The organism is Albidovulum sediminicola, from assembly GCF_025751575.1.
Lineage (GTDB): Bacteria > Pseudomonadota > Alphaproteobacteria > Rhodobacterales > Rhodobacteraceae > Albidovulum > Albidovulum sediminicola.
Genome location: NZ_JAOWLA010000025.1, coordinates 17,741 through 30,095, shown reverse-complemented (window position 1 = coordinate 30,095; position 12,355 = coordinate 17,741). Strand labels below are relative to the sequence as shown.

The 12,355-nt window shown below is 63.7% G+C and carries 11 protein-coding genes and 1 pseudogene; 4 read left to right on the top strand and 8 right to left on the bottom strand.

What is annotated here, in order from left to right:
* Positions 1-161, top strand: a pseudogene (locus tag OE647_RS18600) (dihydrolipoyl dehydrogenase); the annotation flags it as partial.
* A 567-nt stretch (positions 162-728) separates the two neighbouring features.
* Here OE647_RS18600 and OE647_RS18595 read toward each other — a convergent pair.
* The 5 genes from OE647_RS18595 to dctP form a co-directional block, all read right to left on the bottom strand.
* Complete coding sequence (locus OE647_RS18595; protein WP_263723264.1) at positions 729-1,517, bottom strand: carbon-nitrogen hydrolase family protein; 789 nt, start codon at positions 1,515-1,517, stop codon at positions 729-731.
* 3 nt (positions 1,518-1,520) lie between these two features.
* Complete coding sequence (locus OE647_RS18590; protein WP_263723263.1) at positions 1,521-2,678, bottom strand: M24 family metallopeptidase; 1,158 nt, start codon at positions 2,676-2,678, stop codon at positions 1,521-1,523.
* A gap of 39 nt (positions 2,679-2,717) precedes the next feature.
* Positions 2,718-4,013: a TRAP transporter large permease gene (locus OE647_RS18585; RefSeq protein WP_263723262.1), complete on the bottom strand. Its 1,296-nt coding sequence runs from the start codon at positions 4,011-4,013 to the stop codon at positions 2,718-2,720.
* Complete coding sequence (locus OE647_RS18580) at positions 4,010-4,624, bottom strand: TRAP transporter small permease (protein ID WP_263723261.1); 615 nt, start codon at positions 4,622-4,624, stop codon at positions 4,010-4,012. The genes OE647_RS18585 and OE647_RS18580 overlap by 4 nt, the downstream gene beginning before the upstream one ends.
* A gap of 65 nt (positions 4,625-4,689) precedes the next feature.
* A complete protein-coding gene (gene dctP / locus OE647_RS18575) occupies positions 4,690-5,652 on the bottom strand; it encodes a TRAP transporter substrate-binding protein DctP (protein ID WP_263723260.1) in 963 nt (320 codons plus the stop codon).
* Positions 5,653-5,795: 143 nt separating this feature from the next.
* Between dctP and OE647_RS18570 the strand changes: the two genes are divergently transcribed.
* Both OE647_RS18570 and OE647_RS18565 read left to right on the top strand, forming a co-directional pair.
* The gene (locus OE647_RS18570) at positions 5,796-6,587 is read left to right on the top strand and encodes a maleate cis-trans isomerase family protein (protein ID WP_263723259.1); all 792 of its coding nucleotides are present in this window, start codon (positions 5,796-5,798) and stop codon (positions 6,585-6,587) included.
* Positions 6,588-6,623: 36 nt separating this feature from the next.
* Positions 6,624-7,307 (top strand): GntR family transcriptional regulator, encoded by a 684-nt coding sequence (locus OE647_RS18565; RefSeq protein ID WP_263723258.1) that lies wholly within the window; start codon positions 6,624-6,626, stop codon positions 7,305-7,307.
* Positions 7,308-7,493: 186 nt separating this feature from the next.
* Here OE647_RS18565 and OE647_RS18560 read toward each other — a convergent pair whose 3' ends face one another.
* The 3 genes from OE647_RS18560 to OE647_RS18550 form a co-directional block, all read right to left on the bottom strand.
* Positions 7,494-8,303 carry a class I SAM-dependent methyltransferase gene (locus tag OE647_RS18560; protein ID WP_263723257.1) on the bottom strand — a complete coding sequence of 270 codons (810 nt, stop codon included), beginning with the start codon at positions 8,301-8,303 and terminating at the stop codon, positions 7,494-7,496.
* A 210-nt stretch (positions 8,304-8,513) separates the two neighbouring features.
* Positions 8,514-10,079, bottom strand: coding sequence for a glycerol-3-phosphate dehydrogenase/oxidase (locus tag OE647_RS18555; protein ID WP_263723256.1), 1,566 nt, complete (start codon positions 10,077-10,079; stop codon positions 8,514-8,516).
* Positions 10,072-11,109: a zinc-dependent dehydrogenase gene (locus OE647_RS18550; RefSeq protein ID WP_263723255.1), complete on the bottom strand. Its 1,038-nt coding sequence runs from the start codon at positions 11,107-11,109 to the stop codon at positions 10,072-10,074. The genes OE647_RS18555 and OE647_RS18550 overlap by 8 nt, the downstream gene beginning before the upstream one ends.
* 214 nt (positions 11,110-11,323) lie before the next feature.
* Between OE647_RS18550 and OE647_RS18545 the strand changes: the two genes are divergently transcribed.
* Positions 11,324-12,292 carry a carbohydrate kinase family protein gene (locus tag OE647_RS18545; RefSeq protein WP_263723254.1) on the top strand — a complete coding sequence of 323 codons (969 nt, stop codon included), beginning with the start codon at positions 11,324-11,326 and terminating at the stop codon, positions 12,290-12,292.
* Positions 12,293-12,355 lie beyond the last annotated feature (63 nt).

The following is a 12,355-nucleotide window of genomic DNA, read 5'->3' as shown; positions in this document are numbered from 1 at the left end:
TCGGCCCGGCGGCGGGCGAACTGATCCACGAAATCTGCGTGGGCATGGAATTCGGCGCCTCCGCCCAGGACATCGCGCTGACCTGCCACGCCCACCCCACCTTCTCGGAGGCCGTCCGCGAAGCCGCGCTCGCCTGCGGCGACGGGCCCATCCATGCGTGAGGCGAAGGGGCGGGTCGAAAGAAAGGAGGCGCTATCGCCTCGAATGTCGGGTGTGTGGGCAAAGTGAGTTTTCGCCGTACCTACGCCAGAGGCCGGTCTAGGCGCTTTGCGATCGCAGCGAACAGCACCTCGGGCGGAAAGTGTGAATCCGCCGCAACCGCAAAGCCAGGAGCGGAGCCCCATAGAAGCGGTCGTTCGCTGCATGCGCAGCAGTTAACGGCGATTTTCTTGATGCGAGCGTTTGCGATCGCCCCTAGAGCCAAGCGGATCAGCCGGCCAAAAAGCGCAAGCCTGTCATGGCCCGCAGTTGCGGAGCATCAACGCACTATTTGTCACACCGGCTAGTTACCGAAGGGCCGCGACACAACGCGATGATAAGCCATCGGCGGGTGCGTGCCGAATATCTGAGCATCCATTAGCCCGGTGATAAGATTCATGATCTAAGAAATCACGCTGGATTCAGTTGTTCCGGCCGTGCAACTCAACCTCGATTGACGCGAACTCGCCAACGGACGTTGCGGCAGATCTCGTTCAAGCCAGGACACCGAACATCGGGGCGATGAGTGCTCAAGCCAGCTTAAGGCGCCCACGATCGGTGTGGTAGGGCAGGCGCTCCTGGGCCCTGCGAACCCGCGAAGGATCCAGATCGGCGATCAGGATCTCGGAGGCGGCACCTGCGCGCGCGAGTTCCTCGCCGTCAGGCGCGGCGATAAAGCTCATGCCGAGGTAGTCCATTCCATTTTCCGTGCCCGCCTGGTTGGCATATGCGAGGAAAACGCCGTTCTCATAGGCACGCGCAGGGATGAGAGTGCGGCCGACCCATCCCCACTGCGCCCCGAGCGCGGTCGGCACGAGGATAAGCTCGGCCCCGAGCATGGCCACATGGCGCACCGTTTCGGGAAATTCGGCGTCGTAGCAGATCAACGTGCCGATACGCAGCCCGCGATAGGTGAAGAGGCTGCACCCGGCGCCGGGTACAAAATGGTCCGCCTCGAAGCCCGGCGGCAGGATCAGCTTGCGGTGGCTGCCAAGGTGCACGCCGTCCGGGCCGAAACACTGTGACGCGCCGTAGATCACGCCGTCCGCGCGCTCGGCGTAGCCGTAATGGATCGCGAGGCCGAAGCGCTTGGCCAATGCCGCGATCTCGGCAGCAAATGGGCCGTCCGAAGGTTCGGCCCATTCCTTCACTTTGTCGCCGATATTGTAACCCGTCAGGAACAACTCAGGCAGCAGCATGAGATCGACGCCCTTGCTCTGCAAATCTCGCAACGCTTCGTGCAGCCAGTCGACCCGGGCGCGCGGCGAGGTCAGTTCGGCCGGCGATTGCGCCACTGCAAGCCTGAAGTTGTCCGTCATGTCTCAGTTTTCCGTGACCAGAAGTTGGCGGGGATAGTCGGTGATGTAATCGTAGCCGGTCTCGGTGACTACTACGGAATCGCCAATCCGTCCGGCGGTGACACCGTCGATCGAGATACCGCCATCCACCGCGAAGGTCATGCCCGGCTGCAGCACCGTCTTGTCGCCCGCCTTCAGCTCCGGCGCCTCGAGATAGGCGACGCCGATCGAGCGCCCGGTGCGATAGCCGGTCTGGTAGCCGCGCTCGGCATAGACCGCGTTGGCGGCGGCGGCGACGTCCTCGGCCAGCACGCCGGGCCGGATCGCGGCGATCGCGGCCTGCTGTGCGTCGATCGCGGCCTGCTGGACACGGGCGGCCTCATCGCTGACCTCGACAATGTGGAACATGCGGTCGAAGCCAAGCTTGTACTGCTTGAACTGCGCCATGTTGCAGAAGCAGAAATATACCGGATCAGCGCGCTGGTATTCCTTCACCGAGGCGCGGCGGTGGACCATGGATGTGTCCTTGCCGCTTTGCAGAATCTGCAGGTTGTGGATCATCGGCGAGACGAAGCGCTCCCAGCCCTTGTCGGTCAGGAAGCCCGCCGCCTTGCGGGTGCCGGCCTCGATCACGGCCAGCGCGCTTTCATACTCCTTGCCTCCGACCGCGAGCGAACCATGCGCCGCCTTCATCATTGCGCCGGCAATCTGTCCGGCCTGCTTCATCACCTCGATCTCGAGCGGCGACTTGATCATGCGCTGCGCGCCGAGAACCGGGCTTATGTCCTTCAGCGCGACGCCGGGGTAGGCGTCGTCGAGGAAATTGCGGATGATCGCTGGCACATAGGGCTTCTCGATCCAGATCTCGGCGGGGGCGTCGCCGAGAGCCTCGCGCAGCGCACGGCCCCAGCTGCGCTGCCCCATGTCTTCCCAGACCCGGACATCGGTGACCCAGGTCATCTCGGCGACCATCTCGCTTTCCATCAGCGGGGTAATGACAACGGGCTCGTCATCGGCGCGCACAACCAGCATGCTGGGCCGGCCGAACTCGATCCCGAGATAGCCCCAGAACCCCGCCAGGTAGGCGATCGAGCTTTCGTCGGTGAACACGGCCTGCAAAATCCCGAGTTCCTTCATCCGCGCCTGAAGGCGAGCGGTTCTTGCTTTGGCTTCTTCGAGCATAGTTCTTTCCTGATAGGGGTCGAAAATACGACGGTGGGGTCAGTCGAGAAGTCCCGGCAGGTAGAGGGACAATTCGGGGATGAAGGTGACGAGGAAGACCATCGGCAGATGGCCGAGCATGAGGAACTTCATCGTCGGGCCGATGTATTCGGACAGCGGCTGGCGCGTGACGCCGCCGGCCATGTAGAGCAAGGGCGCGCAGGGCGGAGAGATGTTGCCTAGGCCGAGATTGGTGCCGACGATCCCGGCGAAGTGGATCGGGTCGAGCCCGATGCGCTGCGTCACCGGCAGGAGGATGATCGCCGCCAGAACGCTGCCCGACACATCGTCGATGATCATGCCCATGAAGAGCAGAAGCAGGTTGATCAGCAACAGGATCACGATCCGGTTCTCTGACACCGTCAGCAGGAGGTCGGCAAACTGGGTCGGCACCTTGGCCAGCACCATGCCCCGGCTCATCACGAAGAGAAAGAACAAGACCATCAGGATGGCGCCGGCCAGCCGCGCCGCCTCGATCGTCGAGTCAAAGAGCTGGCCGAAGGACAGCGAGCGATAGATCAGGATGCCGACGAAGAGCGTGTAGACCAGCGCGACGGCGCCCGCCTCGGTCGGGGTGGCGATGCCGGAATAGATGCCGCCGAGAATGATCACCGGCATGAAGATCGCCAGCGTCGCCTGCTTGCCGGTCAACGCGATCTGGCGCGCGGTGTCGGGCAGCGACAGCTTCGGCTGCACGCGGATCGTGGTGTTCTTGCGAAGGAAGAAGAAGTTTAACCCGCAGTAGATCAGCGCCAGTAGAATGCCCGGCCCCATCGTCGCGAGGAACGCCTTGGCCACGCTTTCGCGGATGGCGATGGCGAAGACGATCATCGGAATTGATGGCGGGATCATCAGCGCCAGCACCGAGGAGACCGCGATCAGCGCGGTCGCGTGGCCCGGCGGGTAGCCTTCCTTGATCATCCGCGGCACCATGATCTTGCCGATCGCCGCAATCGCCGCCGAGGCCGAGCCCGAGATTGCCCCGAACAATGCGCAGGTGATCACCGTCACCGCGCCGAGGCCACCCTTGGTTCGCCCGACGAAGGCGTTGACGAAGTTCAGAAGGCGGTCGGAGATGCCGCTCGCCCCCATCAATGTGCCCGACAGGATGAAGAGCGGGATGGCCAGGAGCGAGAAGGCGCCGATCTGGGTGTAACCGAAGCCGGCGTGGAACGAGATGTCGGTGCCCGAAAGGTACCCGTAAGTCAGCGCGCCGATACCGAAGGCGAAGCCGACCGGCACTTCGATCAGCAGCAGAAAGACGATGATCGTTATCGCGATGAAGAAGAACGTCATTTGCGCGGCCCTTTCAAAGCGATGAGCGCACGGGTTTCGGCGACGATCTGCAAAGCGCCGTAGAACGCCATCAGCGTCAGTCCGGTGATCATCGACAGATCCCAGATCACCTTGGGCAGGCGCATGTAGGTGCTCTTGCGGCCGAGCCCGTAGTTGAAGGCCGTGAAGTCCCAAGCAAACCATAAGAAGATCAGCACCGCGCCGAGAGCGGCGATCGAACCGAAGAGCCGGATCGCCAGAAGCGTGGGCGGGTTCTGGATGACGAGCGTCATCATGCCGCCTTCGATATGATCGCGCTCGCGCGAGCAATAGGCCATTCCGAGAAAGTAGACCCAAAGCGCCAGCAGCGGCGCCAGTTCCTCGATGCCGAGGAAGGGCGCGGAAATGACGTAGCGCATGAAGACCTGCGCCGCCATCAGCAGGCCAAGCGCGATCATCGCCGCGAACATGGTGGCGCGCATCAGCCAGGCCAACCCGCGCTCGGCGACAAAGAGCGGCGCCAACCCGCCATGAACCCGCGATGCAAGGCGGCCGGCCTCCGGCACGGGGCGGATCGGCGCGGCGCCGACAACGTCGTCGAGGCTGTCGGTATGCAGAAGTTCCTTGGTCATTTCCCGGCCCCTCGCGATATCGGCGGAATCGAAGTGCGCGAGGCCTTCCCCCGCGCACCGATACGTCAGTTCATGCCTGCGGCGGCCTTGATCTGATCCATGGTGCCCTTGCCGATGATGGCTTCCATGTAGGGGTATTCCGCGGCGACGACCAAGTCGCGATAGGTTGCGAGCTGTTCGGGAGACAGTTCGACGACCTCGATGCCCTCGGCGCGGATCTTGTCGAGCCAGACCTTGCTTTCGGCTTCGGCGTTTTCCCAGGCCCAGGTCACCGCCTCGGTGGCGGCTGTCTTGAGCCAGCCCTGCTGCTCCTCGGTCAGCCCGTTGAACCAGTCCTTGTTGGCGACCCAGAACGTGTGCTCGAAGTTCTCGCGGGTGAAGACGTAGGCGCTGAGCACATCCTTGAACATCAGCACTTCCGAAGGGGGCGAATAGGCCCGGCCATCGATGGCGCCCGTCTGCAGGGCGGTGTGGACCTCGGAGAATGCCATCGGCACAGGCGAGAACCCGGTCGCGTTGTAGCGTTCGATCGCCATCGGCATGCCGGGAACGCGCATCTTGAAGCCAGCGGCATCGGCCGGGAAGTTCACGGGAACCGCGACATCCTTGCGGACGACGAAGCCGGTGAAATCGGTCGGGATCGTGCCCAGAAGCTCCATGCCGAGGTCGTTCATGATACCTGCATAGACGCCGTCCATGACCGAACCCGGACCATAGATCGCCCGCCCCGTCTGCCAGTCGCTGGCAACGTAGCCGAGGACGGCGACATCCCATCTCGGGTCGAGTTCGGAATGGTTCCAGGTCATGGTCATCTGGACCGCGCCCTGTGCAACCTGCTCGGTGATCGAGGTCCAGTCGCCCAGATCCCCGCCGGGATGGTAGTCGATCGTGAAGCTACCGCCGGACAGTTCTTCCAGCCGGTCCGAGAAGCGCTGCGACACATGGTGGAAGATGTGCTCGCTGTCCATGACATGGCCAAGAATGGCCTCTTCGGCATTCGCCGCAACGGCGCTTAGCCCGGCTGCCAAAGCCGCGCCGAGCAAGTAGTCCGTGTACCTAATCTCGTATCTCCCTGTGACGGTCTTCCTTCGATCAAGCCGATTCCCGCATCTGGACACGGCCACGCGATCTCGATAAGCTGCATGCAGCCTGACTGTCAAATGGAAAAAAAATGGTAAATGCGACAAGTTACGACGTTGCTGCATGCAGCAACGTTGAAAATAGCGATCTTGGCGAGATCTTCGACGCCGGGCTCCACCCGCGCGCCAAGCTTGGCTTCGTGCTGCTCGCCACCGAGCAGACGATTGAGGAGAACATGTTCCGGCTTTGCCCGCGCGGGGTCGGCGTCCATTTCACGCGCGCCTACAATCCCGACAGCATCACCGTCGAAAGCCTGAGCCGCCAGGCCGACGATCTGGCCCGCGCCGCGAGCACGCTGCTGCCGGACGGCAGTCTCGACGTCATCGGCTATGCCTGCACCTCGGGAAGTCTGGTGATCGGCGAAGACCGGGTTTTCGCCGAGTTGTCAAAAGGCGCGCCGGGAGCCCAGACGACCTCACTCATCTCGGGCGTGCTGCGTGCATTGCGCGCGCTCGACGCGCGACGCGTTGCGGTCGCGACCCCCTATCTCGATGAAATCAATGCCCGCGAGGTGACCTATATGCAGCGCGCGGGGTTCGAGATCTGTGCCATTCGCGGTCTGAACCTCGAAAAAGACAGCGACATGATCCGGGTCCGCCCGGAGGCCATTGCCAGGCTGGCTGTGTCGGTCGACCGGCCAGATGCCGACGCCGTCTTCATCAGCTGCGGCGCGTTGCGCTCGCTTGATGTCGTCGATGCGCTTGAGCAGGAACTCGGAAAGCCGGTGATCTGTTCCAATCAGGCGATGATGTGGGATATGCTGCGGCTGGCCGGGATCGAGGACCGCATCGAAGGCTATGGGCGGCTGTTCAGGGACCACTAGCAGCCACGGTTGCGAACTCAAGAAAGCGAGAATGGGGTGGACGTTACACCGGAAGCAGAACTCATCGATCCGCCGGAACCGAAGGTCGATGCAACGGCGATCCAGCGCCTCCTGCTGGAGCGGATCTGCCTGCTGAAATACCAGCCGGGTGACCAGCTGAAGGAGGCCGAGCTGGCGCGTGAATTCGGCGTCAGCCGGACCCCGGTCCGCGATGCGCTGAACCGGATCAGCCATCTCGGGCTGATCGTGTCGCGCAACGGCGTCGGCACGGTGGTGGTGAGCCTCACGGCCGAGCAGATCCGGCATGTCTACGAAATGCGGCTTGAGCTTGCATGCCTGATCGGCAGGCTGTCACCGATAACGCCCGGGCCTGCCCACCTTGCCGCTCTTCAGCGCTTGCTGGACCGGGCCCTTACCATGCATTCGCGCTTTTCCGCGGATGACTATCTTGCCATCAACCATGAACTGAACGAGTTGATTGCTTCTATGATCGGCAATACTTCGCTGCGTTCGATGTGGTTGCAGGCCTATGTCCAAGCGGCCAGCACCTGGCACCGCGTGGCCGACACCATGGGACCCGAAGTCAGCGAGGCGCTTGTCAAGGAACTGACCGACCTTATCATCGCGGTGGAACGCGGTGACGCGGAAGCAATCGGCTACATTCAGCGCGTTCACATAGGCTACGGTTTCGGGAAGGTGAAAGAGGTCTATTCCTTGTGAAACACGGCATTGCGCGTCGGGCCGATTTTGCCCCATTGAAATGCTGCGCGCGGAACTACCGGCCGGCTTGGTGAAGCCGCTCTGCGGCATGACTGCGGTCGGTCAACGGCCGTTATGGGCCAACCTCGCCATCGCCAATGTCAGCTTTGCGCGCATCGCACCCGTTCATCCCTTGCGCGGCATCCATCACGCCGGGCGTTTTGCTACGATCATCATCGATACCAACCGCCCTTCCTGGACCGATCTGGCACTGTGTCCGGTTCGCTCCGGCATGTCGTCGCCCATCGCCGGCGCCGCGCCAATCGTCCCGGGCTGGGGGCCGCCTCCGGGTCTGGATCGCGCGGCCTCCGCCCTGTTCTCAATGCACTCAAAGCCCGTCTGCCCAAGCATTGTCAAAATCAGCTCAGGAGTGTCGAGGAAGCTCACTTCAGGCGTTAGAGCCCAAGGAAGCGGGTAGATGGGTGGACCGTTTGGTCCTTCCGCTAGATGGCTCATCGTGTAGATGCCACCCGGCTTGAGTACACGAAACGCCTCGGCGAACATGCCTGCTTTGTTATCGACATTCATGGATACGTTTTGACAAAGAACGACATCGAACGACTGGTTTTCATACGGCAGCTCTGTCACGCTGCCTATCTTCAAACTAATCTTGTCATCCAATCCCGTCAGTTTGTTCAGCTGGCTGCCGACCTCAATATATTCTGGCGTAAGATCGATGCCGTCCACCGTACAGTCATATCGGCTCGCCAAGAAGCGGCTCGGGCCGCCGATGCCACACCCGGCATCGAGGACGTGGGAGCCTCTGGGGATTTCCGCGACTTCCATCTGCGCCTCGGTCGTGGCGAAGCCCCCGCCATGCAGATGATCTAGCTCGCTGAGCATCTCAATGGTCGGGGTGTCGGGATCATGACCCGCCTGTCTCAATGCAGAACGGATGCGCTCCATCAGATTGTTGCGTGTGTAATGCGTGACGACAGGTAGTCTCTCGCGTTCCATTTTCCCCCGGTTTTCTCTAAGCCTAACATCCATGGCCGTAATCGTCATTGGAGACGCGGCGCAGGGCTCAGCTCTGAGCAGTCATTGCGGCGCCTTCTGCACGACTTGATCTGCCGCACATCCGGTAAGGCGCTGGCCCCCGTGGGCCGCAGGCCGGCTCTCTCTCCGGCCGGGAAGCTGTTCCGCCTTACTGGCGTCTTCGGCAGCTCGTCAGGACAGGGCCGCGCCAGCGAAAAGGGCCTCGATCTCGGCCTTGACCGCCTCGGTCAAGCGTCCCGAAATGGCGATGTCGGTGCGGCGTCGGATCAGGTCCTCGGCCGAGCCCACCCGTTCATGGCGGATGAGCCACAAGAGCTCCTCGCGGCTGTAGGCGGGCAGGGTTTGCAGCGGCTGGTCCGCGCCCAGATCGGCGGCCATGCGGCTGGCGCGCGTGCCATAGCGGTCTAGCAGGACGGCCGCACGCGCGCGCGGCACCCCGGTTTCGCGGGCACAGCGGTCGATCCAGGCGGCGCGGTCCTCGGGGCGGGGATAGCCCTTCCCGCCACCGATCTGCATCTGGTCGGTGCGGCAGCGGCGCGCGCAGTCAAGCCGGTGCAGGATGTCGTCCGTCACCATCTCTGCGAAGGCGCGGAAGGTGGTCCACTTCCCGCCAATCAGGCACAGGATCGGTGTGCCGCAGGGCAGGGCCTGCTCTGACACCGAATGGTCGCGGGTCACCAGGCCGATATCGCCATCGGCGCGCGGCAGCGGCCGCACCCCGCTGAAGCGGAACTTCACCTGGTCCTCGCTCACCGGGATGCCGGGGAAGATCTCGGCGATGACGCCGCGCAGGTAATCCGCCTCGTCCCGGTCGCAGGTCGCGGTGTCTGGGTCGTCGATCTTGATGTCGGTCGAGCCGATCAGGACGCGCCCCATGAAGGGATAAGCGAGGTTGACCCGCCCGTCCGCCGTTCCGAAATAGACCATGTGGCCGTTCAGCGCCTTGAAAAGCGCCGGGTTCTCGACCACCAGATGCGCGCCCTTGGACCCGCCCATCAGCCGCGTTTCCAGCCCCAGCGCGGCGTTGACCCGGTCGATCCACGCCCCGCCCGCGTTCACGATGACTTTTGGCCGGACCAGGTGGGCTTCGCCGCCATGGCTGTAGGAGACGATGCCGTCCGCCTGACCCTCGACCACCACATGGTTCAGGGCCCGCGAGGCAGGGTTCAGCGCCTCTCCGTCCAGGATCAGTTCAAGGCCAAGCCGTTCGGCGTGGCTGAGCTGGCCCTCGTAATAAAGCCCCGCCCCGATGATCGCGGGGTCAAGCCCCGGAACGGCCCGGTCGAGTGCCGCCCGCGACAGCATCCGGTGGCGGGGCATCGCCGCGAAGTTGCGGCCATAGATGTCGTAAAGCGTCAGGCCCAGCCGCGTGATCAGCGACCCACGGTCGGACAGTTTCGCCTCGATGCGCAGAAAGCGCAGGATCGACGGGACGATCCCGCCGAACCGGCTGCGCAGGGGCAGGATCGAGGGCAGCGGGCGCACGTAATGCGCCGCGTTGGACAACAGGCGGTTCCGCTCCTCGGCGCTTTCGCGCACCAGGCGGAACTCTCCGGTCTCAAGATATTTCAGGCCGCCGTGCATCAGGCGGGAGGACCCCGCCGAAGCGCCCGCGCAGAAGTCGGTGCGCTCCAGCAGCAGGCAGTCAACGCCCTGGGCGCACAGATCGCGGAACGTGCCGCAGCCGTTGATCCCGCCGCCCAGGATCAGGACGTCGACGTCCTGCACCTCAGGCATTTCGGACCGCCACCTTGATCGCGGCGCCGCTTTCGGCCACCGCAAGCGCGTCGGATATGTCCGAGAGCGGATAGCTGTGGGTGATCATCGGCTTGAGGTCGAGTTGCCTGCTGGCGATCATGTCGAAGGACTGGTCGAAGTCCCGGCGCGACAGGCCGAAGGCGCCGGTGACGGTCAGTTCCCGGTAGTGGATCGCGTTCACGTCCATCTCGGCGAATTCGCCCTTGGAAAAGCCCGCGAAGAGGCTGATCCGGCCGCTGAAGGCCGCGAGGTCCGTCGCCTGGCGGGCGAGCGCGGGCACGCCGATGGCGCAGATCACCACATCCGCGCCCTGGCCGCCGGTTTCTTCGCGGACCCGCGCGAGGGCGTCCTCGGCCAGGGGATCGATCACCGCGTCGGCACCAGCGGCAAGGGCGGCCGCGCGGCGGGTGGCGTTGGGGTCCGATGCGATGACACGCTTCGCGCCGCGATGGCGGGCCAGATGGACGTGAAGAAGGCCGATCGGCCCGGCGCCCAGGACCACCACCGTATCGGCGGAGGACACGCCCACCTTGTTCTGGCCGTTCAGGACACAGGACAGGGGCTCGACCAGGGCGGCTTCCTCATAGCTCATGTGGTCGGGCAGGTGGCGCAGGTTCCCGGCAGCGACCGCCTGGGCCGGGATTCGAATCATCTCCGCGAAGGCGCCGTCGATCTCGTAGCCCACCGCGCTGCCGCCCGTGCAGAGATTTTCATGCCCCGTCTTGCACAGGTGGCAATGCCCGCAGGCGATGAAGGGGCAGAGCCCGACGCGGTCGCCGGGGGCGAGGCCCGCATGCCCGCCCGCATCCACGACTTCGCCGGCGAATTCATGTCCCAGCACAGAGGGATAGCGCACCCCGGCGGTCTTGCGCCCTCGGTAGATGCGGATGTCGGTGCCGCAGATCGTGGCGGCGCGAACGCGAATCACGACGTCACCCGGCATCGGCGCGGGGTTGGCGACCTCTTCGAGCGAGATTTCGTTCGGGGCTTTCAGGATGGCAGCTTTCACAATCGGGCTCCACTTCCAACAGTTGTTATTTCGTGAATACCATAGTTCAAACAAACTGCGCCACACAAAAGCAATTGTTCGGCATAATTTCCGATATAGGACCGGCGCTCCCCGTATATGTCGGCTTCTGCGCGCTTTATGACGGCACATTTATGTTGACAGCCATTCGATTGTTCATCCACTATAGGGACAAGTTCGAAACGGAGGGAACAAAGTGTCGTATGACTATACATCTGTAGGGTTCTACACCTTTGATTGCCTGGGCTGGCCCTTCACCGCGGTTCCTCCGGGCGGCGGCACCTTTCTGCTGGATGAAATCGCGCTCGCCGTTTCTGGCGCGGCGGGTACGTCCGCGATCGTCGGGGCCAAGCTGGGGCTGAAGACCTGCGCGGTTGGCGGCATCGGCGAGGACATGATGGGCGACTGGGTCCAGCAGCGCATCGCCCAGTTCGGCATCGACCAGACCGACCTGCGCCGCTGCCCCGGCGTGCCGACCTCCAGCTCCATCGTGCTGACGCGCGCGGACGGTTCCCGCCCGGCGTTGCACGTCAAGGGCGCAACCGGCGCCTTCGTGGTGGCGCCGGAGCGTTTCGACGCGATCACCGACACCAAGGTGTTCCACCTGGGCGGCGTCGGGCTGATGGACGCGATGGACGGCGAAGGCAACGCCGCGCTGATGAAACACGCCAAGGGGCGCGGCTGCATCACCACCGTCGATGTCTTTGCCGGTTCGAAGGACGATCTGCCCGACGTCCAGGCCGTGCTGCCCTACACCGACTACTTCATCCCCTCGATCGAGGAGGCCGAGGCGCTGACCGGCCTCACGGACAAGGGCGAGATGGCCCGCTTTTTCATCGGCCTTGGCGCGACCTGCTGCGTCTTCACGCTTGGCGCCGACGGGGCCTACTATCACCACCGGGATGGCACGATCTTCCAGGTCCCGGCCTTCAGGATCGACCTGAAATGCACCTGCGGCTGCGGCGACGTGTTCAACGCAGGTTTCGCCGCCGGCCTCCTGCGGGGGATGGACCCGGTGGAGACGGTGCGCTTCGCGCAGGCGTGCTCGGCGCTGAACGCGACCGGCCTCGGCTCCCAGGCCGGCGTGTGCGATTTCGACCAGGTTCAGAAGTTCATGTCCACCGCCGCGATCCTCGTGACGGAGACGGAAGACGTGGCGTGCTGAGCAGCCCGCCGCCTTCAAACCGGCACGCTTCGTGCCCCAAGCCCAAACGCAGGAGGAGACTAC